This is a genomic window from Aminobacter sp. MET-1 (assembly GCF_026521175.1).
In the GTDB taxonomy this organism is placed as follows: Bacteria; Pseudomonadota; Alphaproteobacteria; order Rhizobiales; family Rhizobiaceae; genus Aminobacter.
The window spans coordinates 19691-42491 of the sequence record NZ_JAMSHL010000004.1; the positions used below are offsets into that span (position 1 = coordinate 19691).

The window sequence follows — 22801 nt, forward strand, 5'->3', positions numbered from 1 at the left end:
ATTACTTCTCGGCCAACGCATGTGTGTCCGGGAAAGGGAAAGTCGAATGTTTGAATCGCTGCAAGAGCGGCTTGGATCGATCCTGAACGGCCTCACTGGCCGTGGCGCGCTGTCGGAGGCCGATGTTACGGCCGCTCTGCGCGAGGTCCGTCGCGCCCTGCTCGAAGCCGACGTCGCGCTCGAGGTCGTCCGTTCGTTCACCGACCGGGTGCGCGAGAAGGCCGTGGGTGCCGCGGTTCTGAAGTCGATCAAGCCCGGGCAGATGGTCGTCAAGATCGTCCATGACGAGCTGGTCGAGATGCTCGGCGCCGAAGGCGTTGCCATCGACCTCAACGCGCCGGCCCCCGTCGTCATCATGATGGTCGGCCTTCAGGGCTCGGGCAAGACGACGACCACCGCCAAGATCGCCAAGCGGATGACCGAGCGCCAGGGCAAGAAGGTCCTGATGGCCTCGCTCGACACGCGTCGCCCGGCCGCCCAGGAGCAGCTGCGCCAGCTCGGCGAGCAGACCAAGGTGGCGACGCTGCCTGTTATTGCCGGCCAGTCGCCGGTCGACATCGCCAAGCGCGCCGTCCAGGCGGCCAAGCTCGGCGGCCATGACATCGTCATCCTCGACACCGCCGGCCGCACCCATATCGATGAGCCGCTGATGGTCGAGATGGCCGACATCCGCAAGGTGTCGGACCCGCACGAAATCCTGCTCGTGGCCGACTCGCTGACCGGTCAGGACGCCGTCAACCTCGCCAAGAGTTTCGACGACCGCGTCGGCATCACCGGCCTGGTGCTGACCCGCATGGACGGCGACGGCCGTGGCGGTGCCGCCCTTTCGATGCGCGCCGTCACCGGCAAGCCGATCAAGCTGATCGGTGTCGGCGAAAAGATGGATGCGCTGGAGGAGTTCTATCCCAAGCGCATCGCCGACCGCATCCTCGGCATGGGCGACATCGTTTCGCTGGTCGAGAAGGCTGCCGAAACCATCGACGCGGAAAAGGCCGCGGCGATGGCCAAGAAGATGCAGTCGGGCAAGTTCGACCTGAACGACCTCGCCGACCAGCTTGGCCAGATGCAGAAGATGGGCGGCATGGGCGGCATCATGGGCATGATGCCCGGCATGGGCAAGATGAAGGACCAGATGGCCGCGGCCGGCCTCGACGACAAGATGTTCGGCCGCCAGCTCGCCATCATCTCGTCGATGACCAAGGCCGAGCGCGCCAATCCCGACGTGCTCAAGCATTCGCGCAAGAAGCGCATCGCCGCCGGTTCCGGCACCGATGCGGCCGAGATCAACAAGCTGCTCAAGATGCATCGCCAGATGGCCGACATGATGAAGGCGATGGGCGGCAAGGGCAAAGGCGGCGGCCTCATGCGCGGCATGATGGGCGGCCTGGCCTCCAAGATGGGCCTCGGCGGCATGATGCCCGGCGGCGGCATGCCTGACCTTTCCAAGATGGACCCCAAGCAGCTCGAGGCGCTGAAGAAGCAGGCTGAGGCAGCCGGTCTCGGCCAGGGTCTCAAAGGCCTTCCCGGTGGCATGCCGGGTCTCGGCGGCGGTCTTCCCGGCCTGCCTGGCGGCATGAAGCTTCCGGGCCTCGGCGGCGGCCTGCCCGGCCTCGGCAAGAAGAAGTGAGGGCCCATGACCGACATCGACCCTAAGGCCCGGCTGCAGGAACTGCGCGCTTCGATCGACAACATCGATGCAGCACTCATCCATATGCTGGCCGAGCGTTTCCGCTGCACCCAGGCGGTCGGCGTGCTCAAGGCCACCCATGGCCTGCCACCGGCCGACCCGGCGCGCGAGCAGACCCAGATCGCGCGTCTGCGCCGGCTTGCCGACGATGCGCATCTCGATCCCGATTTCGCGGAGAAGTTCCTTAACTTCATCATCCGCGAGGTGATCCGTCACCACGAAATGCTGGCCGCCGAACACAATGGCGCGCCAGACAAGACTACCTCCGCCTGACGGCGGAACAGACTTAAGACCAAGAACCCAAGACAGAACCACTCCAGGAGTAAGAAAATGTCCCTCAAGATCCGTCTGGCCCGCGCCGGCTCGAAGAAGCGCCCCTACTACCACATCGTCATCGCTGACGCCCGCAGCCCGCGCGACGGCCGCTTCATCGAGGCGATCGGCGCCTGGAACCCGCTGCTGCCCAAGGACGGCGACCGCATGAAGCTGGACGCCGACCGCGCCAAGTACTGGCTGTCGAACGGCGCCCTGCCGACCGACCGCGTTGCCCGCTTCCTCGATGAGGCTGGCGTCGTCAAGCGTGAAGCCCGCTCGAACCCGACCAAGGGCGAGCCGGGCAAGAAGGCCCAGGAGCGTCTGGCTGCCCTCAAGAAGGCGCAGGAAGACGCTGCTGCTGCCATCGCAGCTGCAGCTGCTGCCCCGGCCGAGGCTTCGGCCGAGTAATTTCCGGGTACCCGGAACACGTAAACGGGCAGGGAAACCTGCCCGTTTTTTTGTGCCCGCCAGTCTACTGGTCGAGGATGGAAGGGGCGGCGCTTCCGACTTTGCTGTGCCCGTGCAGGTTGATGTGTGCCGGTCCTCGCGATAGGGATTTCCACCGGCGATATCACGGTAACGGGCCACGACGTGGACGCGACGAGGGCATGGGCCGGTCCCCGCACTATGACACTTATATGACGTTGCGCTTAAGCAGGCGGTAAGCCTGCACCCGATAGGTTGCGCCGCGACGGCGCCCGGCCTTCCTGCCGTGCCGGCATGAGGCCGTGCCGTCGGGCCGAAACGTTCGGCATGCTGACAACAGATGCGATGCCTTCAGGCGTCCGGCGAGTGCCGGACCGCGGAAATCGGCAGTCGCACCAGCGACAGGTGACCGGATGCTTTTGGCAATGCGAGCTTGGGATAAGGCGAAGGCGTTTCCGCCGGAAACGCGTGACGGCGCCGCCGAGCGGCCGGCGGTCATGCGCGCTGCCGACCTGCCGCCTGATATCGATACCGAGTTCGACGATGTCAGGCTGGTGTTGCGCCGCTGGCAGGCTGCACGCGTCGATGGCGGCTTGCCGCCCTATGAAGAGTTGGCGCTCGGCAGCATCGGCCGCTTCGCCGACGAGATGGCGGTGCTGCGCCTGCAAACGGACAAGGACGGGTTCATTCTGCGCGCCGGTCCGCGCTTCACCACCATTGCCGGACTTTCCGAGCCTGCAGCGACGCTTTCCGTGCTGCCCTTCGCCTTCCGCCGCGCAATTGCCAGCGCCATGGACCAGGCCCGCGCCGCCGCTGCGCCGAAGCTGACGTTCTGCCGGTCGCTGGTCGACGGCATGGTCTCCACCGTCGAGGTGCTGGCGCTGCCGCTGGCCTGCCGCTGGCCGGGCGAATATTTCATGGTCTTCGCGCGCCCGCGCAAGAGCCAGATCGACCTTGCCCGCCTGTTGATCAACTCGACCGACGAGGGCATCCTGGCGCTCAGCCCGCTGGAAACCGCCGGTGGCGAGATGCGCGACTACCAAATTCTCTCGGTCAACAACGCCGCCGCAAGGCTGCTGGGCCTTTCGACCGAAAACACCCGTTTCCGGCTGCTGTCCGAAGCACGGGCGGCGCAGGCTTTGTCGGAGGCGCTTGCCCAGCTTGGCCTGGCCCGCGCCCATGGCGTGGCGGCACCCTCGCTCGAGCTGGCCTACGACCTCGATGGCGAGGCGGTGTCGCTGCAGGTCGGCGTGGTCGAGACGGGCGGCCTGCTTGCCGTAACGCTGACCGACGTGCGCGAGATCAAGAACCGCGAAGCGCTGTTCCGCTCGCTGTTCGACGACAATCCGGTGCCGATGTATGTGCGCAAGGCCGAGGGCGGCGCGTTCCTGAGCGTGAACGCCGCGGCGCTCAACCTCTATGGTCGCAGCCGCGACGAGTTCCTGGCGCTTGGACTTCAAGACCTCGATCACGGCGACGGACAGGCGAGTGCAGCAATCGAGGGCGAGCGCCATGCCCGCCACCGCACTTCCACCGGCACCGAGCTTGATGTCATCGAATACGCCCGCCACATCCGCTTCGGGGCGGCGCCCGCGACGCTGTCGACCATCGTCGACATCACCGAGCGCAAGCGCGCCGAGGATCGCATTTCCTTCCTTGCCCATCACGATCCGCTGACCGGCGTCGGCAACCGCACCACCTTCTCGCAGGAGATCGAGGAGGCTGTGGCCACTGCGGTCGCCGGCCACCAGCCCTTTGCTCTGCTGCTTGTCGATCTCGACGATTTCAAGGTCGTCAACGACACGCTTGGCCATGCGGCGGGCGATTCCCTGCTGATCGAGACCGCGGCCCGTATTCGTCGGCTGCTGCGCCGCAGCGACCTCGTCGCCCGTCTCGGTGGCGACGAGTTCGCAATCCTGCTGCGTGGAGCGCTGAGCCGTCCCGATGTCGAGGCGCTGGCGCGTCGCATCATCCAGGCCATCGGCGAACCGCATCTTTATGACGGCCACAAGCTGACGATCGGCGCGAGCCTCGGAGCGGCTATCGCGCCAGCCGATGCGCGCGAGACCGGCGCGCTGCTCAAATGCGCCGACCTCGCGCTCTACCGCTCCAAACGCGAGGGCAAGGGTGCGTTCCACTTCTTCGAACCGGAGATGGACGCCGAGATGCGCGACCGGCGCGAGCTCGAATTCGAGCTGCGCTGTGCCGATCTCGACCAGGAGCTCGAGCTTCACTACCAGCCGATCATCTCGGTCAAGACCGGCGGCCTGCGCGGCTTCGAGGCGCTGGTGCGCTGGCGCAATCCCCGGCGCGGCATGGTCTCGCCGGCGCAGTTCATCCCGCTGGCCGAGGAGACCGGTATGATCGAGCCGATCGGCCGCTGGGTGCTCAACGAGGCCTGCCGTCGCGCCGCTGACTGGCCGTCCGATCTCGTTATCGCGGTCAACGCATCTGCTGTGCAGTTCCGTGGCGGCCATCTCGCCGAGGATATCGGCCAGGCTCTGGCCGCATCCGGGCTTGTGCCGGCGCGACTGGAAATCGAGATCACCGAATCCGTGCTGCTTGCCGATACGGGCGCAAATCTGGCCGTGCTGCAGCGGCTCAAGGACATCGGCGTGCGGGTTGCACTCGATGATTTCGGCACCGGCTATTCGAGCATGAGCTATCTTCGCCGCTTCCAATTCAGCCGGCTAAAGATCGACCGATCCTTCGTTCGCGATATCGGCAACAGCCGCGAATCCATGGCCATCGTGCGCGCGATCATCGGCCTCGGGGCCAATCTCGGCATCGACACGACGGCTGAAGGCGTGGAGACCGGCGCACAGCTCGAACTGCTGAGGCAGGAGCGCTGCGGCGAAATCCAGGGCTTCCTGTTCAGCCCGCCAGTGGACTGCACAGGGGCCGCCCGCATCATCGAGAGTTATTGCGGCGGTGCAGTCCACGTCGCATGAGGTGATGCCTCGGCGAGCTTGCCGCCTTGACCGTGGCCGTCAGCCATCCCACCCTCCGGCCAAACGGAGGAAAATCATGTCGAAGAGAGAATCGTCCATCAATCCAGAGGGCGTCTACGAGCCGTTTTCGGCGCTCGAAGCGCCGCTGGAGGTCTTCAGCCATGGCGAGCGTTTCGGCTCCAGCTTCCGGCACCTGTCGAGCTTCGGCGGCGGCAGCCATGTCGGCGTGGCGCTGGAGGAGCTGCCGCCGGGCAAGGAAACCAACCCGTCACACTACCACATGCTCGAGGAGGAGCATCTCTACGTCCTCGACGGTGTGGCGACGCTGAAGCTCGGCGACCGTACGTATGTCATGAAGGCTGGCGATTATGTCTGCTTCCCGGCCGGCCAGAAGGTCGGCCATTCGCTGTACAACCACACCGACGCGCCCTGCCGCTACATCATCATCGGCGAGCGCAACCCCAACGACGTCATTGTCTATCCGGAATCGGGCCGCGTCAGCGTCCGGCTGACGGGCGAAGGCTACAGCGGGGCGTCGGTCATGGAGTACTGGGAGGGTATCGACGCGAGCAGGCAGCAGGCGAAGCGATGACTTTGGGCGAGACTGACCTCGGCGTCCTGCTGGCCTCCATGGAGCCGGAGCTTTGGCCCGAGACCTATGTCTTTGCGACCGTGCCGGAGGGAGCGCCGGTGCCGCCGGATACGGTGATGAGCTTTCGCGAGCGAGAGGGCACAACCCTTATCCTGCGGGAGGCAGACGCGAGGAGCGCTGGACTTGCCGCGGCCTTTTCATGCCGGATGATCACGCTGAATATCCATTCGTCGCTCGAAGCGGTCGGCTTTCTTGCCGCGATCACTGCGCATCTCGCTTCCGCGGGCATGGGCGTCAATCCGGTCTCGGCCTACTACCATGACCATCTGTTCGTGCCGGCAGGGCGAGCGGAGGAGGCGATGATGCTGCTGAGGCAGCTTGCGGCGGAGGCGGCTGCTCACGAATAGTAGTAGTGCTCGGCCGGAAGCATCTGCGGTGGGGTTTCGCCCAGCGCTTCGAACACCGAGATCTCGCAGACGCGGCAAAGGCCATCGAGGGCGAGGTCATTGGCCTCCATGCCGAAGGGGTCCTCCAGCTCTTCCGACAGCGCGTCGAGGCCGAAGAAGGTGTAGGCGATCAGCGCCGTGAACAGCGGCGTTCCCCAGCCGGCGGAGCCCGCGAGCCCGAAGGGCAGCAGCAGGCAGAAGATGTAGGCCGTGCGCTGCAAAAGTAGCGTGTAGGCGAAGGGCAGGGGCGTGCCCATGATGCGCTCGCAGCCGGCCTGAAGTGCTGCCATCGCCGACAGGCGCTCGTCGAGGATGCGGTAATCCATTGCTTCCAGCGTGCCGCTGCGCTTGAGGGCGCCGAGCTTGCCACCCATGCGCCGCATGACGGCGTCCGGTCTGTTGGTGGCGGCGTGGATTTCGTCGACGGCATCGCCGATGAAGGGGCGCGCCGCGTCACGCGTATCGATCCGGCGCAGTTCGCCGCGCAGGAAATGACAGAAGGCGAGCGAATCCATCAGCAGCGGCCGCAGCGCCTCGCGTTCTGAAATCATCGCGGTGGAGGCGCGGCACAGGTTGCGGATCTCGAACACCAACTGCCCCCACAGCTTGCGCGCCTCCCACCAGCGGTCATAGGCGGCGTTGTTGCGGAAGCCGAGATAGATGGACAGCGCCACGCCGAGCAGCGCGAAGGGCGCCACCCCGGCGTTGCCGAAATCGAGCCCCAGCGCCTGCACCAGCGCCACCACGACGGCGCCATAGGCGGCAAAGCCGATGATCTGCGGCAGGATGCGCGGCACGACGGACCCGCGCATGACGAAGAACAATTTGAGCAGGTTCGTGCGGGGGCGGACGATCATGTGGGGCGGTACCTCTTTGCAGCGGATACTGTGCCGCGGAACCGGCCAAAGTCATCCCCTCAATCGCGACAGGCGTGACGATTTCTTGGAGCTGAAGCGGAGCGCGGCTTGGGATCACTTTTCGTAGGTTCGGCCCGTCAGCTTGTCCATGACCCGGCGCAGCAGCCCACCACGCCTGAGCCGGCGAACCTCCTCCGACAGCTCGGCCGCCCTGCTGGACAGCTCGCCGATCAGGAGTTGCAGCTCTTCGCTGGGGCCAAGCCCTTCCCGCAACTTGAGGAAGCGGCGGTCATAGATTCGCCGCTGCTGGAGAAACCGTTCGATGATGGCGGCCAGCGCGCGCTCGTCCTCATCCGCTTCGCGGCGCGGCCACTCCCTTTCAGACAGGACTTCGCGATAGATCGTCTCCAGAGCCTGGGCGCCCCTGTCGCTGCTGAAATCGCGCCGGACGAGCGCGGTTACGGCTCGGGCATCGTCCGCACCGTAAGCTGTCAGCTCGCGATCGAGCAACTCCGGCGAGGCTGCATCCGACAGCGCACCATAGGCAAAGTTGATGGCTGCAAAGTCGTCGAACCTGCCTGTGGTCACAAGACCGCCGATACCGAAGCGGTCGGCATTGATCACCGCGCATCCCTTGGCCATGGCTTCGAGTGCCATCCGCCCGCTGGCGAATGCCAGTTCGATCCCGTCAAGACGTTGCACCACGTCGGTGGCCACCTTACCAACCAACTCGCCGCGGAAGGCGATGCCGTGCCGCCGGCAAGCCTCTGCGATCATTGGTGTGAAGGGGATCGCTCCTGGATGAGCGAAGACCGCTGCCGTTGTCAGCAGCGGTGGCGGCGCCAAGACGCGTCCTACACGCTGGAGGTCGACGGTGTTCGACCAGAAGGCAATCTTCGAAGCGTCCACCCCGCATTCGTCGACAAGCCGGCCGCGCAGGCCGGACCGAACATGAAGATAGCGCCTGATCCGGGGATGTATGGGAGGATCGTCAAGTTCGCTGGTGAAATCGTGACAAACGAAGATGGCCGGTGTGCCCGGAAAGCGTGCCAGGGCTGCGATTGTCGGACCGGCATGATGGCCATGGATGATGTCAGGCGCTTCGCCGAACGTTTCCAGCGACGTCAGCACCGGCGAGCCCGTCGCCCGGATTTCCGCTGCAGCCGGACCGATGACCGGCGCAAAGGTTGCCACCGAATGGCCGCGCCGACGCAGCGCCAGGACCATGTCGCGCACCAGCGTTTCGGTGCCGCTGCGTGCCCTCAAGACGGCGTTCGTCATCAGAATTCGCAGGGGCCGACCCGTGCCCTGGGCAAGGCTGCCGGTAGCGTCAAGGCTGTCGCGTGCCATGCTCCCGTCTCCGATGCATCAACCCACCCACCCATGACTTGGCGCTAATGTATCGAAGCAATGCCCGGGATCAACCATTCAGCCAACTACCGGCCGGGTCCTCGCGGACATAGAGAACATCAGGCAGGCCTTCTTCGTTGCCCGAGCCATCGCCGAAGGCTTCCGCGCGGAAGTCGTGGCGTTCGTAGAAGCGGCGTGCGCCTGAATTGGCCTGGAAGCAATGGAGCTGGACGCGGGGCATGGTCGATGTGGCGTGCCGCAGGAGGCGGCTGCCGATGCCGCGGCCGGTCCAGTCCGGATCGAAATAGAGCTGTTCGACCCAGTCGTCCTTGATCGATATGAAGCCGACGATGCGGTCTGCGGCGGTTACGACGGTGACAGCCTGGTGGGCGAGGAGCACATGCCGGACGAAATACAAGTCCTCGTCCGGCGTGTGGAGTTGTGGCATCCACTCGAAGGCAGCAAGCGCCGCCCTCAGGACGCGGGCGATGTCGTGTGCGTCGCCGGCTTCGGCCGGACGCAGCACGACATCGAACATGGCGTCAGGCGGCCTTCTGCTTCGGCTTGATCAGGCCGCGCTCGACCAGAAGTTCGGCGATCTGCACGGCGTTGAGGGCCGCGCCCTTGCGCAGGTTGTCGGAGACGATCCACATCGCCAGGCCGTTGTCGACCGTGCCGTCCTCGCGGATGCGAGAGATGTAAGTGGCGTCTTCGCCGGCCGAGTCGAGCGGCGTGGCGTAGCCGCCGTCCTCATGCTTGTCGATGACCAGGCAGCCCGGCGCTTCGCGCAGGATGTCGCGCGCCTCGTCGGCGGTGATCGGCTCTTCGAACTCGACATTGACGGCTTCGGAGTGGCCGATGAAGACAGGCACGCGCACGGCGGTGGCCGTCAGCTTGATCTTGGGGTCGAGCATCTTCTTGGTCTCGGCGACCATCTTCCACTCTTCCTTGGTGTAGCCGTCCTCCATGAAGACGTCGATGTGTGGAATGACGTTGAAGGCGATGCGCTTGCTGAACTTCTTGGCTTCGACCGGATCGGCGACGAAGACGGCGCGCGTCTGGGTGAACAGCTCGTCCATGCCTTCCTTGCCGGCGCCCGACACCGACTGGTAGGTCGCAACGACGACGCGCTTGATCTTGGCCTTGTCGTGCAGCGGCTTCAGCGCCACAACCATCTGGGCGGTCGAGCAGTTCGGGTTGGCGATGATGTTCTTCTTGGTGAAGCCGGCAATGGCGTCCGGGTTCACTTCCGGCACGATCAGCGGCACGTCCTGGTCGTAGCGGAAGGCCGACGAATTATCGATGACGACGCAACCCTGCTTGCCGATCTTGGGCGACCATTCCTTGGAGATATTGCCGCCGGCCGACATCAGGCAGAGGTCGGTGTCGGAGAAGTCGTAGGTGTCGAGCGCCTTCACCTTCAGCGTCTTGTCGCCATAGGACACTTCGGTGCCCTGGCTGCGGCGCGATGCCAGCGGCACCACTTCGCTGGCGGGGAAGCCGCGTTCCTCGAGGATATTGAGCATTTCGCGGCCCACATTGCCCGTGGCGCCGACGATCGCAACCTTGAAACCCATCAGATCACTCCTGTCCCTCTCCGCTCGTTCCTGGAGAAAACCCGCTGGCCAGCGCGGGCTTCATCCCCCGGGCCAGACCCGGGAGAGGGTGAGCAGGCCAAGGGAAATCACACCGTTTTGGTGGTGGTGGTTTTGGCCATGGTTTTGGTCGAAAGCAGGGAAACGGCTCCGCGCCCGGCACGACTTCTGTCGTGGCCGGGGAAATCGAATGCGAAAAGCGCCATCAAGAGGCCGCGCATCGGAGGGTTCCCTGTTCGCCGCCGCTTTTATCGGGTTTCGGCGAAGAGTCAATCGCGCGCGCAGGTTGCCGAGGGTAGTGTCTTTGGCAAACTTGAATTGCCTTGTACTATTCTCGTCGAGGCGCAGATGCGGGATCAGGCCAATGGGCGAGCCAATCGATGCGAAACTGCCGGTTGCGACCGTCATTGGCGGTCGTCATGGCAGTCTCCGGCCACTTGAAGCCTCCGATGCCGTCACGCTCTACCGGCTTTCGCATGACGAGAACGTCGCTGCCGCCTGGGCCGAGATGAAGGTCGGGCCGTTTGCCGACGAGACCGCATTCGCCGCCCATGTCGATGTGCTTGTCTCCGACCCGAAGCGGGCGTTTTTCGCCGTCATCGATCTTCGGGGCGCCGTGCTGGGCTGGTTGTGCCTGATGGAAGCGAGGGCCGCACATCAGGTCGTCGAGCTCGGCTACGTGCTGTTCACGTCAAGCATGCAACGCACGACGCTTGCGAGCGAGGCACTCTATCTGGTCATGCGCCACGTCTTCGAGGGGCTTGGCTATCGCCGCCTGGAATGGACCTGCACCGCCGAGAACAACCGGTCGCGAATTGCCGCCGACCGGCTCGGCTTCACTTATGAAGGGACCTTGCGCGAAGGTTTGCTGCTCAAGGGGCTGGCAAGAGATATCTGCATGTATTCGATGCTGTCGTCCGAGTGGCCGGCCTGTCGCGCCGTCATGGAAGAGTGGCTGGAGCCGGCCAATTTCCTGGATGGCAGGCAGCTGCGGTCGATGACCGAGATCAGGGCACGGCGATAGCAGGCTTGCGTCGCTGATGCTCCGCAATTGTTGATCCCTTGTGCCTGAACATTCGTTATATATGCTTGGCTACAGCGGGCGCCGTCCTTGTGACGGCCTTGTTCTTATGGCGAATTGACGGGGCGGCCGAACTCTGGAGGATCGGCAGCTTGGCGGCATGGTCCGCCGCGCATGGCAGCAGGAATGGTCCGGGCTTTGGGAGGAGCTTATGAGCGGACAGTTTTTTGGACGGCATGAGGATGCCGTGCAGGCTGCGGTCGCTTCCGACGAGGCGGCACGCTCGGCGCTGGTGGCGTCCTGGCGGCGGTCGTCGCGGCTGCATCGTCTCGACCCCGGCGAGCACAAGCCGCCGCAGCGCCTCACCGAGCAGGAGTTGCGCGACGCGCGCCAACGCATCGAACCGCTGATCCATGCCGCGCAAGCGAGCCTCGACCGGCTCTATCTCGCCGTCGGCGGCGTCGGCTGCTGCGTTCTGCTGGCCGATCGCGACGGCGTGCCGATAGAACGGCGGGGCGCGATCTCCGACAACCAGACCTTCCACAAATGGGGCCTGTGGACCGGCACCATCTGGAGCGAGGAAAGCGAAGGCACCAACGGCATCGGTACCTGCCTTGTCGAACAGCGGGCGCTCACCATCCACCGCGACCAGCATTTCTTCGCCCGCAACACGGCGCTGTCCTGCACCACGACGCCGATCTACGATCATGAGGGCAATGTCGCCGCCGCACTTGATGTTTCGTCCTGTCGGGCCGACCTGACCGAAGGTTTCGTCAATCTCATCGCCCTCGCGGTGAACGACGCCGCCCGCCGCATCGAGGCCGACAATTTCCGTCTCGCTTTCCCCGAGGCGCGCATCCTGCTGACGCCGGCTGCCGAGCGCAATCCGGGCGCCATGGTGGCCGTCGACGCCGACGATCTGGTCATCGGCGCCACCAGGCAGGCGCGCCTCGCCCACGGCATCACCCGCGAGCAGCTAGAGCGCCGGCTGCCGGTCGCCGACCTTCTGGGCATGCCCCAGCGGGTGTCGGGAGACCTCGACGAGGCCGAACGCGCGGCACTGCATCGCGCGCTGGCCCGCGCCGACGGCAACGTCTCGGCGGCGGCCCAGAAGCTCGGCATTTCCAGGGCGACGCTGCACCGCAAGCTCAACCGGCTGGGCATCCGCCGCGACCATTGAGTTTTGCAGCGCCCGACTGTCGCAGAACTGCGACAGTCGCCGCCTGCCATCGCTTCCCCTGGGGCTGACAGCTTTCGCAACATCTCCGACGCTCTTTGTCGACGCGCCGCATCCTGCGGTGCCGCTTCTCGGGAGGAAGAGATGAACAAGGTGGAATTCTCGCGCACGGCCAAGATCCCCTTCGCCAAGCGCTACGACAATTACATCGGTGGTGCGTGGGTGGCGCCGAAATCGGGCCGCTACTTCGAAAACGTCTCGCCGGTCACCGGCCGGCCGCTGGGCGAGGTCGCCCGCTCCGACGCAGCCGACATCGAGGCAGCACTCGATGCCGCCCACAAGGCCAAGGACGCCTGGGGCAAGACTGCGCCCGCGACCCGCGCGCTGATCCTCAACCGCATCGCCGACCGCATGGAGGAAAACCTCGACTGTCTGGCGCTGGCCGAGACCTGGGACAACGGCAAGCCGATCCGCGAGACGACCGCCGCCGACGTGCCGCTCGCCATCGACCATTTCCGCTATTTCGCCGGGGCGCTGCGTGGCCAGGAGGGCAGCCTGTCGCAGATCGACGACGACACCGTCGCCTATCATTTCCACGAGCCGCTGGGCGTCGTCGGCCAGATCATCCCGTGGAATTTCCCGCTGCTGATGGCCTGCTGGAAGCTGGCGCCGGCGCTCGCCGCCGGCAATTGCGTGGTGCTGAAGCCGGCCGAGCAGACGCCCGCCACCATCATGCTGTGGGCCGACCTGATCGGCGACCTGTTGCCCGAGGGCGTGCTCAACATCGTCAACGGCTTCGGCCTCGAGGCGGGCAAGCCGCTGGCGTCGAGCCCGCGCATCGCCAAGATCGCCTTCACCGGCGAGACGACGACCGGCCGGCTGATCATGCAATACGCCTCGCAGAACCTGATCCCGGTGACGCTCGAACTCGGCGGCAAGTCGCCCAACATCTTCTTCCAGGACGTGACGGCGGAAGACGACGACTTCTTCGACAAGGCGATCGAAGGCTTCGTCATGTTCGCGCTCAACCAGGGCGAGGTCTGCACCTGCCCGAGCCGGGCGCTGGTGCATGAGAAGATTTACGACAAGTTCATGGAACGCGCGCTGAAGCGCGTCGAGGCAATTGTCCAGGGCGACCCGCTCGATCCGGCCACCATGATCGGCGCGCAGGCCTCGTCGGAGCAGCTGGAGAAGATCCTGTCCTATATGGACATCGGCCGCCAGGAGGGCGCTGAGGTGCTGACCGGCGGCGAGCGCGCGCATCTGCCCGGTGACCTCGCCGGCGGCTATTACGTCAAGCCGACCGTGTTCAAGGGCCACAACAAGATGCGCATCTTCCAGGAGGAGATCTTTGGGCCTGTTGTCTCGGTCACCACCTTCAAGGATGATGACGATGCGCTGTCGATCGCCAACGACACGCTGTACGGCCTCGGTGCCGGCATCTGGAGCCGCGATGCCAACCGGCTTTACCGCTTCGGCCGCGCCATCCAGGCCGGGCGCGTGTGGACCAACTGCTACCACGCCTATCCGGCGCACGCCGCCTTCGGCGGCTACAAGCAGTCGGGCATCGGCCGCGAGACGCACAAGATGATGCTCGACCACTACCAGCAGACCAAGAACATGCTGGTCAGCTACAGCCCGAAGAAGCTCGGGTTTTTCTGAGATGACGAGCGTTCCTCTCCCCGTTCACGGGGAGAGGATGCCGGCAGGCAGGTGAGGGGCAGCGCTGACCCGACCGCGTTCGCGCCGCCCCTCATCCGTCACTTCGTGGCCCTTCTCCCTGCAGGCGGGGACAAGGAAGAACCGGAACCCACTCATGTCCTCGCATCATCCTCTCGACAAGGTCTCGGCAACACCCGGCGCCGTCGCCCTGCTCGACGAGATCATCGCCGACCACGGGCCGGTGCTGTTCCACCAGTCCGGCGGCTGCTGCGACGGCTCGTCGCCGATGTGTTATCCGCGCTCCGACTTCATCGTCGGCGACCTCGACGTGCTGATGGGCACCATCGGTGACACGCCCGTCTACATCAGCGCCTCGCAATACGAAGCCTGGAAGCACACCGACCTGATCATTGATGTGGTGCCGGGGCGCGGCGGCATGTTCTCGCTCGACAATGGCCGCGAGAAGCGGTTTCTCACCCGCTCCATCATCTGCGCCGTGCCGCTGCCAGGCAGCGTCTAGAGTAATTTCAGGAAAAGTGCGCAGCGGTTTTCCGTCCGGAATAGCGCAAAAACAAAGAGATGGAGGGTTTCCGCGATTCGAAGAAAAGCGGAAGGCCTCTAGGGCTACCTGTCGGTGAGCTTGACGCGCTGGCCGCGCTTCGGCCAGGGCCGGACCGGCAGGGGCTGGTCGAGCAGGGTGGTCAACTCGGCTGGCAGGCTCGATATGGCCTGTTTGGTGGCTGTGCCGTCGGCGATGCTGACGATGCTGTCATAGAATTCGCTGCCGTCGGCGGCGCGCGGCGGCACGGGGTCGTGCATGACGCTGATGACGGTCACGCCGGGGCAATTGTCCTTGATGGCGCGGTGGAAGGCGATCTTGGCCTCGTGGTCGAGCGCGCCGGTGGCCTCGTCGAGGAACAGCAGGCCCGGCTGGTGCAGCAGGATGCGGGCGGCGACGAGCTTCTGCTTCTGCCCGCCGGAGAAGACCTGTTCCCATATCCTGCCGTCATGCAATTCGCTGTCGAGATGCTCGATGAAGTCGCCGAGGCCGGCCTTGTGCAGCGCCACCGCCACCTTCGCCTCCGAATGGCCCTCGGCGCTGCCCGGCAAGCAGACGAGCTGCTTGAGCGTGACTTGCGGCAGCTTCACGTCCTGAGTGGCGTAAAAGGCCGAAACGTTCTCGGGAAAGACGATGTCGCCGCGGCCATACGGCCAGAGCCCGTTGATCGCCTTGACCAGCGAGGTCTTGCCGCAGCCGGATTCACCGCGCACGAAGCTCCATTCGCCGCGCCGGAAGCGCAGGCTGGTCACCGTCAGGAAGGGTTGCACGTCGCTGCCGCGATGCATCAGTTCCAGGTTGCGCAAGGCAAGTCCGAAGACGGCGTGCTGGCTGGCGAAGCGGAATTCGGCCTGGCCCGTTCGGCCATAGTGCTGCTGCGGCTGCTGAACGTTTTCGATTGCCTCGGCCAGGTCGATCACCCGCACGCTGTTGGCGCGCAGCGTGGCGATCGCCGGCATCACCTGGATGAACCAGGAGCATTGCCCGATCAGTGAGTTCACCAGCTCGGCGCCGGTGACGTAGCCCTTGAGATTGATCTGGCCCTGCATGTAGGGGATCAGCCCCGGACCGTAGGCAATGAAGCGGGCGGCGACGAAATTGTAAATCAGCTCGAACGACATGTAGCCGGCATTGACCGTGTTCAGGCGGGCCCAGGTCTTGTCGATGTCGCGGTAGTGGCGCTCGTGCATGGCCTGCTGCACGCCTTCTCCACGCGATGCGGCGACGTGGAAACTGCGGCGCAGAAGCGTGTTCATCTCGCCGCGATAGCTGCCTTCGGCCTGCTGCATCCTGACGTTCAACCGCTCCATCAGCCCGCCGAGCTTCATGGCGATGAAGGTGTTGAGCGGCACGTAGGCGGCGACCGCGCCTAGCGCCAGAACGAAGCTGCCATAGTCGCCGAGGAATTCGAGCCCACGCACCGGCGCCGATGTCTCCCACAATTTCTGGCCGACGAAGAACAGCGAGGTGGCGACGCTCATCACCCCCATCGCCAGGCCGATGGCACCGCCGGTCATGCCCTTGATGGCGTCCTGGACCCGCTGGTCGATGTTGTCGGGCGCAGCCCGGCCCTCGCCGGCGTCGTGCTGGACGTGGAAATGGGTGTGGTTGGCATCGAGCAGAGCGGCGTTGAAGCGGCCATCGAGCCAGCCCCGCCATTTGCGATGCAATGTCGTGGAGAAGAGGTGGCGGATGCCCGTGAAGCCGGCATCCTTGAGCAGCACGAGAATGAAGAGCGTGCCGGCGGCGGTGAGCAATGACGCAAGCGGCGTCACGTTGGCGGGATCGTGGAAGAAGGCGATCGAATTGACCAGTTCGCCCGAGGCTTCGGCCATCCATACGCTGGCCTTGCTGGAAAGTGCGGTCAGGAGGGCTATCACCAGCGTCAGCCCCCAGGCTTCCTTCCAGCGATCCGAGAACCAGTAGGCCCGCATCAGGCCCCAGAAGCTTCGCATCGCCGAGACCGGCGTCCGGGGAGGCGGCCTTGAGGCGCCGCGTCGCCATGTCATCGATAGGTAGCGAGGTCTGCCGACCCGAATCACTACGTTCCCTACCCCATTGCCCTTTTAGCGAAGGGTAACATGAGTGGCCGTTTCTCAAACCGGATTATATCGGGAGATGCATTGGCGGCGTTGTTTTCGCGGCATCTGTGCCGGTGGGAACACAGGCCGGGCGTGGCTGCGCGCCGGACTTGCCGGGTGTGAAAAACTCTGCTCACAGTTGTTAGAGATCAGCCGCCGGAGGGATCATGCGCGGGGAAATGCTACATTACGACGAGGCGCAAGGCTTCGGCTTTATCGAAGGCGCCGACGGCAACCGCTACGGCTTCGCGCGCGAGGACCTGCGCCAGGCGATGGCAGTCGGCAAGGGAACGGAGGTCGAGTTCACCCCGTCAGGCGGACAGGCCCGCGACGTCTTTCCCATTCATGCGCCTGTTGCGCGCAGTGCCGGACCGATGCCTCAACCCGGACGATCGGTGCCGCAGTTCGGCCGCCGCGGCGTGGCGGACAGCCAGCCGGCTCCGGCGCAGGCCGTGCCTCGCGCGCCGAGATACGAACCCGCCTACAGCGATGCAGCCTATGGCGAACCGTCAACTGGACTGTGGTCTTACTTTTGGCGAGCGATCACGACGAACTATGTCAATTTCAGCGGCCGTGCACGTCGCAAGGAATATTGGGCTTTCACGCTGTTCATGATCCTGGGCGGAGTGGTGCTCGGCGCCTTGATCGGCATCTTCGCTGCAGTCTCCGGCCAGGATGAGCAGAGTCTGCCGATCATGGTGCTCTTCCTGCTCAGCGCCTTCGGCCTGGCCATGGTCTTGCCCAGCATTGCCGTCACCGTTCGGAGGATCCACGATCTCGGCTTGTCCGGCTGGTTCTATCTGCTGATCTTCGTACCCTTTGGCGGATTTGTGCTTCTGGTCTTCACCTTGCTGCCGTCGCAGAAGCACGACAACAAGTGGGGGCCGGTGCCGGAGGGCGTAAGCGTGCCCGCGCTCTACATCCCGGATGCGTAGCGACATCAACAAGGACAAAGAAAAACGGCGCCCAAGGGCGCCGTTTTCAGTTCTTCAGTCGGCAATCAGGCGAAGAACTTCGCCACGATGGCGTCACCCATCTGAGTGGTGCCGACTTCGGTCTTGCCTTCCGACATGATGTCTTTGGTGCGCAGGCCGTCGTCGAGGACAGCGGCAATCGCGGCCTCGAGGCGGTCGGCCTCGGCCACCATGTTGAACGAGTAGCGCAGGCACATGGCAAATGACGCGAGCATGGCGATCGGGTTGGCGATGCCCTGGCCGGCGATGTCGGGCGCCGAGCCGTGCACTGGCTCGTAGAGCGCCTTGCGTTTGCCGGTAAGCGCGTCGGGCGCGCCCAGCGAGGCCGAAGGCAACATGCCGAGCGAGCCGGTCAGCATCGCCGCGACATCAGACAGCATGTCGCCGAACAGGTTGTCGGTGACGATGACGTCGAATTGCTTGGGCCAGCGTACCAGCTGCATGCCGCCGGCGTCGGCCAGCATGTGGTCGAGCTTGACATCGGCATACCTGGCCTTGTGGGTGGCGGTCACCACCTCGTTCCACAATACGCCCGACTTCATGACGTTGCGCTTTTCCATCGACGTCACGCGGTTCTTGCGGGTGCGAGCCAGTTCGAAGGCGACGCCCGAGATGCGCTCGATCTCGAAGGTGTCGTAGACCTGCGTGTCGATGCCGCGCTTCTGGCCGTTGCCGAGATCGATGATCTGTTTCGGCTCGCCGAAATATACGCCGCCGGTCAGCTCGCGCACGATCAGGATGTCGAGGCCTTCGACCACGTCCTGCTTGAGCGACGACGAGCCGGCCAGCGCCGGGTAGCAGATCGCCGGACGCAGGTTGGCAAACAGCTCCATGTCCTTGCGCAGGCGCAAAAGGCCGGCCTCGGGGCGCACCTCATAGGGAACTGCGTCCCACTTCGGGCCGCCGACTGCACCGAACAGCACGGCGTCAGCCGCCATCGCCTTGGCCATGTCGGCATCCGAGATCGCCTGGCCGTGCGCGTCATAGGCCGAGCCCCCGACGAGACCTTCCTCGGTGGTGAAGCCGCTGCCGAGTTTCTCGTTCATCGCCGAGATCAGCTTGCGGACCTCGGCCATGGCCTCGGGGCCGATGCCGTCGCCGGGCAGGAGAAGAAGATTGCGCGTCGCCATGGAAAGCCTTTCCGAAAGATGCGTGAACCGCGGACTTGCTAGCCTTGGCAGGGCGTCGGTGCAAGCAGGAAAGGGCGTGCCAGAGCGGCCAAATGACTCCACCAGCTCCTGTTTTTCGCGATTTGTGTCTTCATCGGCTCCGAGGTGACCTACCCAATCTCCAGCAGCAGCGCGCGGTGATCGGATATCTCGGGTTCCTCGACCACCTCAAAGCCGCGCACATCGGCGTTGCCGCTGACCAGCATATAGTCGGCATATCGCGGCGATTTCAGGTAATGCGAGGTCCGGGTGTCGGTGAAGCCACGCGACGTCACCAGTTCGGTCAGCCCGATGTCGCGCAAAGCCGAAAGCATCCGGCTCTCGGGCAGCACGTTGAAGTCGCCGCAGACGACGAGCCCGTCGCCGTGGTGACGTATCCTGTCGATCAGCTCGATCAGCCTTGCCGTCTGGGCGTCGCGGGCAGGGGAGTCGCCCTTGCCGTCGAGCTCGCGCAGGCCGTGGAGATGAACGACGACTGTTGTCCGCCCGGTCGCGTAGTCGTGCAGTCGGACGGCATGGGCGTTGCGCGAGCGCGGGTGCTCACCGAAGCCGTCGGCCGAGAAGGCGCCGTGGATAAAGTCCTGCATCTGTCCGACGATTGGAAGCGAGCACCTGACGAAGGTCGCCAGTCCCCATTCCGACTGCAGCATCCGGTCGCCGTCATGGAGAGGGCCGCGCGCGGCGGGGCAGAAGAACGCCTGGTGGTCGGGCAGTGCGCTGGCCACCTCGGCAAACAGGTTGGCGCGCTGCAAGAGCTCGCCGCCGCCATCACGATAGGTAAGCCACGGGGAGGTTGCCGCTGGCGTGCTGGTCGCCTCCTGCAGGCAGAGCACATCAGGCTCGGCGTCCCCGACATAGGTGACAAGTTCCTCGCCGAGCCTGCCGCCCCAGCCGTTCAACGATAGGATGCGCAAGCAGTCCCCCTTGCGGTCACAAACGCTTCAGCGCCGTCACCTCGATCTCGATCTTCATCTCCGGCTTGTTGAGCTGGCAGACGATCATCGTCGCTGCCGGCCGGATGTCGCCGAAGGTCTCGCCGAGGATCGGGAACACCAGGTCCACATAGGCCTGGTCGGTGATGTAGTAATGCGCGCGCACCACGTCGGCCATATCGAAGCCGCCGTCCTTGAGCGCCTTGGCGATGGTCGCCAGGCAATTGCGCGTCTGCGCCTCCACGTTGTCGGGCATGGTCATGGTGGCGTAGTCGTAGCCCGTCGTGCCGGAAACGAAGCACCAATCTCCCTGGACCACGGCGCGTGAATAGCCGGCAGTCTTTTCGAAGGGCGATCCGGTCGAAATCAGTTTGCGCATCTCTTTCTCATTCTCCCTGTATCAACGACTTGGTCATCGCGCCCTTCAATTCGGCCGGCCATTCGGCCAATGCTGGCCAGGTGTCCGGCTCCGACGCATCGCCCTGCCTGGCGAAATAGAGCTTCCTGCCGCCGGCATCGATGCCGATGAAGGAATCGTTGATGCCGCAGGCATGGGGCACGCAGCCGGTTGCGAAGACCAGGCCCGAGGTCGTCTTTTCCGGACCGCTCGACACCGAGAGGCCCAGCGCGACGCCTTCGAGCTTGTCGCCCAACATGGCGCTCGCTGCTTTGTAGATGTCGGCGTTGTCGAAGAAGTCGACGGGGTAGAGGACGTCTTCGACCTTTAAGTTGGCCCAGGTCGTGTCAGGCTGCGGCGTGAAGGCCAGCTCGCCGGCCATGGACAGGCCGTCTCCCGGCGACCATTTGCGAACGGGCGACTTGGTGCCTGGCAGCAGGTAGGGCACGAAATAGAGCGTGTCGCTGGTCGCGGCAGCTGGCGGGGTGCCGCATTCGCCATCGCCGACCACAGTGGACTGGATGCCCGCCTCGGTCTTCCAGGCGAGCACGGTTTCCGGCCCGCAGGCGTTGCCGCCGTCGCCTATCGCAAAGATCGCCACCTTGGTGCCGTTGAGATCGACCGTGCGGTCGTGGAAGGCGACGTAGTTCTTGGCCAGTTCCTTGCCTTCATAGGCAAGCACCTTCTCGCCCTCGGCGTTCTCCTTGATGGTGAAGTTGCCGCCTTCGAAGGCAATGGTCTGCGGCTCGCTGTCCTGGGCAATGGCGAGCGTCGGCAAAAGCGCGATCGATACGGTTACAAGAAGAATGGATGGTTTCATGCGGCGCTCCATTGGCTGGGCGTGAGCGATGTGCCGAGGCGCAGTCGTGCGCATGCCCCGAATCCCGAGGCACGACAATGGCATGGCATGGGCACAGTGTCAGCCGCCGGCGGCTGCGACAGCTATACGCCAGGGCGCGGTGGCGGCGCGGCTCGCCTTCGGCCGGCTCGCACAAACCTTCAAGACGAGACATGCCTCCTGGCTCCAGGCTGGCCCGCACAGCAGCAATGCCAGGAGGTTGATCGTGCAGCAGCAGCTTTTCGCAGTACCGGCCATCGAGCCCGTTCTCGCACTCATTGCCACCGCGCTGGTCGTTATGGGCAGCCCCGGTCCCTCGACCATCAGCGTCACGGCGCTTGGCAGCGCGTTCGGATTGCGACGCTCGTTGCCCTATCTCGCGGGGGTCATCATCGGCACCAGCGTCGTGCTTGTCGCGGTCGCCGCGGGGCTTGCGTCGGTAGTCCTGTCGCAACCGAGGCTGGCGCCGCTGCTGCTCGGCCTGTCGGCGCTCTACATCCTCTATCTGGCCTTTGCGATCGCGACGGCGCCGCCGCTTGCCGAGACGCCGGCCCAGGCGTTGGCCCCTGGCTTCACCGGCGGCCTGCTGCTCGCGCTTGCCAATCCGAAGGCCTATGTCGTCATCGGCGCGGTCTTTGCCGGAACCCAGCTCGGATTGCGGCCGGAGCTGATTGAGACGTCGGTGAAGACGGCGATTCTGCTGGCGCTGATCGTAGTCATCCACTTTGCCTGGTTCGGCGCCGGCACAGCCTTTGCAGGCCTGCTGCGGCGGCCATTGCTATCACGTATCGTCAATCTCGCCTTCGCAGCTGCACTTGTGGTCACCACCTTGTCCTCCCTGCGTACGCTCTGGTGAACCGCATCCAAGGAAAAAGCCCCGTTCGATGGAACGGGGCTTTGGTCTTCTCAGCTATGAAGTGGGGGGGGCGATCAGGCCCAGGGACGGCTATCGCCGACTTTCTTTTCATAGGTGTCGATCGAGCCGGCCTTTTCCATAGTCAGGCCGATATCGTCGAGGCCGTTGAGCAGGCAGTGACGACGGAAATCGTCGAGGTCGAACTTGACCACGCCGCCGTCGGGGCCGCGGATTTCCTTGGCTTCGAGATCGACCGAGATGGTGGCGTTGGCGCCGCGCTCGGCATCGTCCATCAGCTTGTCCAGATCTTCCTGGCTGACGGTGATCGGCAGGATGCCGTTCTTGAAGCAGTTGTTGTAGAAGATGTCGGCGAACGACGTCGAGATCACGCAACGGATGCCGAAGTCGAGCAGCGCCCATGGCGCATGCTCGCGGCTCGAGCCGCAGCCGAAATTGTCGCCGGCGACGAGAATCTCGGCCTTGCGGTAGGCCGGCTTGTTAAGCACGAATTCGGCGTTCTCCGAACCGTCCTCATTGTAGCGCATCTCGGCGAAAAGCCCGGTACCAAGGCCCGTGCGCTTGATCGTCTTGAGATAATCCTTGGGGATGATCATGTCGGTGTCGACATTGACGATCGGCAGGGGGGCGGCGACGCCCGTGAGCTTGGTGAATTTTTCCATGGCTTTTGCCCGTCTGGCTGTTGCGGGGGATTTTTGCTTGCCTCGCTTTACACAAGCTTGGCCGGGAATCAAAGCGTTTCGACGCTGGGGAAGCCCGGCTGCGGCATCGAGCGATGGCTCGCTGGGCACGGACGCCCCCTCAAGGCCCCGTTCCGAAGCGACGTAAGCACCGGCCGAAATCAGGTTCGCGCCAGGCAACAATCGGGGTCTCGCGATGAATCCCCGTTCGGCTTGTG

General features: G+C 64.6%; 23 protein-coding genes. 12 read left to right on the plus strand and 11 right to left on the minus strand.

The genetic code is table 11. The features are described from left to right. Positions 1–46: 46 nt before the first annotated feature. The 6 genes from ffh (at position 47) to NDO48_RS06935 (ending at position 6378) form a co-directional block, all read left to right on the plus strand. Positions 47–1627 carry a signal recognition particle protein gene (ffh, locus tag NDO48_RS06910; protein ID WP_267321197.1) on the plus strand — a complete coding sequence of 527 codons (1581 nt, stop codon included), beginning with the start codon at positions 47–49 and terminating at the stop codon, positions 1625–1627. A gap of 6 nt (positions 1628–1633) precedes the next feature. After that, on the plus strand, positions 1634–1960 hold the full coding sequence (locus NDO48_RS06915) for a chorismate mutase (protein WP_018430475.1): 327 nt from the start codon (positions 1634–1636) through the stop codon (positions 1958–1960). A 57-nt stretch (positions 1961–2017) separates the two neighbouring features. Then, a complete protein-coding gene (gene rpsP / locus NDO48_RS06920; protein WP_018430474.1) occupies positions 2018–2410 on the plus strand; it encodes a 30S ribosomal protein S16 in 393 nt (130 codons plus the stop codon). Between the two features lie 443 nt (positions 2411–2853). Beyond that, positions 2854–5379 carry a putative bifunctional diguanylate cyclase/phosphodiesterase gene (locus NDO48_RS06925; RefSeq protein WP_198292879.1) on the plus strand — a complete coding sequence of 842 codons (2526 nt, stop codon included), beginning with the start codon at positions 2854–2856 and terminating at the stop codon, positions 5377–5379. Between the two features lie 76 nt (positions 5380–5455). Beyond that, entirely contained in the window at positions 5456–5971 is a 516-nt protein-coding gene (locus NDO48_RS06930; protein ID WP_018430472.1) for a cupin domain-containing protein, read from the plus strand. After that, positions 5968–6378: an ACT domain-containing protein gene (locus NDO48_RS06935; RefSeq protein ID WP_018430471.1), complete on the plus strand. Its 411-nt coding sequence runs from the start codon at positions 5968–5970 to the stop codon at positions 6376–6378. Before NDO48_RS06930 ends, NDO48_RS06935 begins: the two co-directional genes overlap by 4 nt. Here NDO48_RS06935 and NDO48_RS06940 read toward each other — a convergent pair. From NDO48_RS06940 to NDO48_RS06960, 5 genes are all read right to left on the minus strand, one after another. Next, positions 6369–7274 (minus strand): bestrophin family protein, encoded by a 906-nt coding sequence (locus NDO48_RS06940; RefSeq protein WP_267321198.1) that lies wholly within the window; start codon positions 7272–7274, stop codon positions 6369–6371. The two genes, NDO48_RS06935 and NDO48_RS06940, sit on opposite strands and share 10 nt — an antisense overlap. 114 nt (positions 7275–7388) lie before the next feature. Beyond that, entirely contained in the window at positions 7389–8624 is a 1236-nt protein-coding gene (locus NDO48_RS06945) for a glycosyltransferase (RefSeq protein ID WP_081623533.1), read from the minus strand. 70 nt (positions 8625–8694) lie between these two features. Beyond that, complete coding sequence (locus tag NDO48_RS06950; RefSeq protein ID WP_018430468.1) at positions 8695–9162, minus strand: GNAT family N-acetyltransferase; 468 nt, start codon at positions 9160–9162, stop codon at positions 8695–8697. 4 nt (positions 9163–9166) lie between these two features. Continuing rightward, positions 9167–10201 (minus strand): aspartate-semialdehyde dehydrogenase, encoded by a 1035-nt coding sequence (locus NDO48_RS06955; protein WP_018430467.1) that lies wholly within the window; start codon positions 10199–10201, stop codon positions 9167–9169. Between the two features lie 107 nt (positions 10202–10308). After that, positions 10309–10440 (minus strand): hypothetical protein, encoded by a 132-nt coding sequence (locus NDO48_RS06960; RefSeq protein WP_018430466.1) that lies wholly within the window; start codon positions 10438–10440, stop codon positions 10309–10311. 143 nt (positions 10441–10583) lie between these two features. On the opposite strand from NDO48_RS06960, the gene NDO48_RS06965 reads away from it, so the two are divergent. The 4 genes from NDO48_RS06965 (at position 10584) to NDO48_RS06980 (ending at position 14599) form a co-directional block, all read left to right on the plus strand. Further along, positions 10584–11243 (plus strand): GNAT family N-acetyltransferase, encoded by a 660-nt coding sequence (locus NDO48_RS06965; protein ID WP_018430465.1) that lies wholly within the window; start codon positions 10584–10586, stop codon positions 11241–11243. Between the two features lie 208 nt (positions 11244–11451). Further along, the gene (locus tag NDO48_RS06970) at positions 11452–12420 is read left to right on the plus strand and encodes a helix-turn-helix domain-containing protein (protein WP_018430464.1); all 969 of its coding nucleotides are present in this window, start codon (positions 11452–11454) and stop codon (positions 12418–12420) included. 141 nt (positions 12421–12561) lie between these two features. Then, positions 12562–14079, plus strand: coding sequence for an aldehyde dehydrogenase (gene adh, locus NDO48_RS06975; RefSeq protein WP_018430463.1), 1518 nt, complete (start codon positions 12562–12564; stop codon positions 14077–14079). Positions 14080–14233: 154 nt separating this feature from the next. Beyond that, entirely contained in the window at positions 14234–14599 is a 366-nt protein-coding gene (locus tag NDO48_RS06980) for a DUF779 domain-containing protein (protein WP_018430462.1), read from the plus strand. A gap of 104 nt (positions 14600–14703) precedes the next feature. On the opposite strand, the gene NDO48_RS06985 is transcribed toward NDO48_RS06980, so the two are convergent. Continuing rightward, positions 14704–16593 carry an ABC transporter ATP-binding protein/permease gene (locus NDO48_RS06985; protein ID WP_026227697.1) on the minus strand — a complete coding sequence of 630 codons (1890 nt, stop codon included), beginning with the start codon at positions 16591–16593 and terminating at the stop codon, positions 14704–14706. A 293-nt stretch (positions 16594–16886) separates the two neighbouring features. Between NDO48_RS06985 and NDO48_RS06990 the strand changes: the two genes are divergently transcribed. Then, positions 16887–17654, plus strand: a complete 768-nt coding sequence (locus NDO48_RS06990) for a DUF805 domain-containing protein (RefSeq protein WP_267321199.1) — start codon at positions 16887–16889, stop codon at positions 17652–17654. 65 nt (positions 17655–17719) lie between these two features. Here NDO48_RS06990 and leuB read toward each other — a convergent pair whose 3' ends face one another. The 4 genes from leuB to NDO48_RS07010 form a co-directional block, all read right to left on the minus strand. Then, the gene (gene leuB, locus NDO48_RS06995) at positions 17720–18823 is read right to left on the minus strand and encodes a 3-isopropylmalate dehydrogenase (protein ID WP_018430459.1); all 1104 of its coding nucleotides are present in this window, start codon (positions 18821–18823) and stop codon (positions 17720–17722) included. 149 nt (positions 18824–18972) lie between these two features. After that, positions 18973–19776: an endonuclease/exonuclease/phosphatase family protein gene (locus NDO48_RS07000; protein ID WP_026227695.1), complete on the minus strand. Its 804-nt coding sequence runs from the start codon at positions 19774–19776 to the stop codon at positions 18973–18975. 16 nt (positions 19777–19792) lie between these two features. After that, positions 19793–20173, minus strand: coding sequence for a RidA family protein (locus NDO48_RS07005; RefSeq protein WP_018430457.1), 381 nt, complete (start codon positions 20171–20173; stop codon positions 19793–19795). Between the two features lie 7 nt (positions 20174–20180). Next, entirely contained in the window at positions 20181–21011 is an 831-nt protein-coding gene (locus NDO48_RS07010; RefSeq protein ID WP_157632826.1) for a hypothetical protein, read from the minus strand. A gap of 244 nt (positions 21012–21255) precedes the next feature. Here NDO48_RS07010 and NDO48_RS07015 point away from each other — a divergent pair, with 244 nt between their 5' ends. Continuing rightward, positions 21256–21885 (plus strand): LysE family translocator, encoded by a 630-nt coding sequence (locus NDO48_RS07015; RefSeq protein WP_026227694.1) that lies wholly within the window; start codon positions 21256–21258, stop codon positions 21883–21885. 74 nt (positions 21886–21959) lie between these two features. On the opposite strand, the gene leuD is transcribed toward NDO48_RS07015, so the two are convergent. Further along, positions 21960–22565, minus strand: coding sequence for a 3-isopropylmalate dehydratase small subunit (gene leuD / locus NDO48_RS07020; protein ID WP_018430454.1), 606 nt, complete (start codon positions 22563–22565; stop codon positions 21960–21962). Between the last annotated feature and the right edge of the window lie 236 nt (positions 22566–22801).

Coding starts and splice junctions, on each gene's coding strand:
- NDO48_RS06940 (WP_267321198.1), bottom strand. CDS start 7,274: ATGATCGTCCGCCCCCGCACGAACCTGCTCAAATTGTTCTTCGTCATG.
- NDO48_RS06965 (WP_018430465.1), top strand. CDS start 10,584: ATGGGCGAGCCAATCGATGCGAAACTGCCGGTTGCGACCGTCATTGGC.
- NDO48_RS06980 (WP_018430462.1), top strand. CDS start 14,234: ATGTCCTCGCATCATCCTCTCGACAAGGTCTCGGCAACACCCGGCGCC.
- NDO48_RS06950 (WP_018430468.1), bottom strand. CDS start 9,162: ATGTTCGATGTCGTGCTGCGTCCGGCCGAAGCCGGCGACGCACACGAC.
- NDO48_RS06930 (WP_018430472.1), top strand. CDS start 5,456: ATGTCGAAGAGAGAATCGTCCATCAATCCAGAGGGCGTCTACGAGCCG.
- NDO48_RS06935 (WP_018430471.1), top strand. CDS start 5,968: ATGACTTTGGGCGAGACTGACCTCGGCGTCCTGCTGGCCTCCATGGAG.
- rpsP (WP_018430474.1), top strand. CDS start 2,018: ATGTCCCTCAAGATCCGTCTGGCCCGCGCCGGCTCGAAGAAGCGCCCC.
- NDO48_RS06960 (WP_018430466.1), bottom strand. CDS start 10,440: ATGCGCGGCCTCTTGATGGCGCTTTTCGCATTCGATTTCCCCGGCCAC.
- NDO48_RS07010 (WP_157632826.1), bottom strand. CDS start 21,011: ATGAAACCATCCATTCTTCTTGTAACCGTATCGATCGCGCTTTTGCCG.
- NDO48_RS06915 (WP_018430475.1), top strand. CDS start 1,634: ATGACCGACATCGACCCTAAGGCCCGGCTGCAGGAACTGCGCGCTTCG.
- NDO48_RS06990 (WP_267321199.1), top strand. CDS start 16,887: ATGCGCGGGGAAATGCTACATTACGACGAGGCGCAAGGCTTCGGCTTT.
- NDO48_RS06970 (WP_018430464.1), top strand. CDS start 11,452: ATGAGCGGACAGTTTTTTGGACGGCATGAGGATGCCGTGCAGGCTGCG.
- NDO48_RS06955 (WP_018430467.1), bottom strand. CDS start 10,201: ATGGGTTTCAAGGTTGCGATCGTCGGCGCCACGGGCAATGTGGGCCGC.
- NDO48_RS07005 (WP_018430457.1), bottom strand. CDS start 20,173: ATGCGCAAACTGATTTCGACCGGATCGCCCTTCGAAAAGACTGCCGGC.
- leuB (WP_018430459.1), bottom strand. CDS start 18,823: ATGGCGACGCGCAATCTTCTTCTCCTGCCCGGCGACGGCATCGGCCCC.
- NDO48_RS06945 (WP_081623533.1), bottom strand. CDS start 8,624: ATGGCACGCGACAGCCTTGACGCTACCGGCAGCCTTGCCCAGGGCACG.
- ffh (WP_267321197.1), top strand. CDS start 47: ATGTTTGAATCGCTGCAAGAGCGGCTTGGATCGATCCTGAACGGCCTC.
- NDO48_RS06985 (WP_026227697.1), bottom strand. CDS start 16,593: ATGCGAAGCTTCTGGGGCCTGATGCGGGCCTACTGGTTCTCGGATCGC.
- leuD (WP_018430454.1), bottom strand. CDS start 22,565: ATGGAAAAATTCACCAAGCTCACGGGCGTCGCCGCCCCCCTGCCGATC.
- adh (WP_018430463.1), top strand. CDS start 12,562: ATGAACAAGGTGGAATTCTCGCGCACGGCCAAGATCCCCTTCGCCAAG.
- NDO48_RS06925 (WP_198292879.1), top strand. CDS start 2,854: ATGCGAGCTTGGGATAAGGCGAAGGCGTTTCCGCCGGAAACGCGTGAC.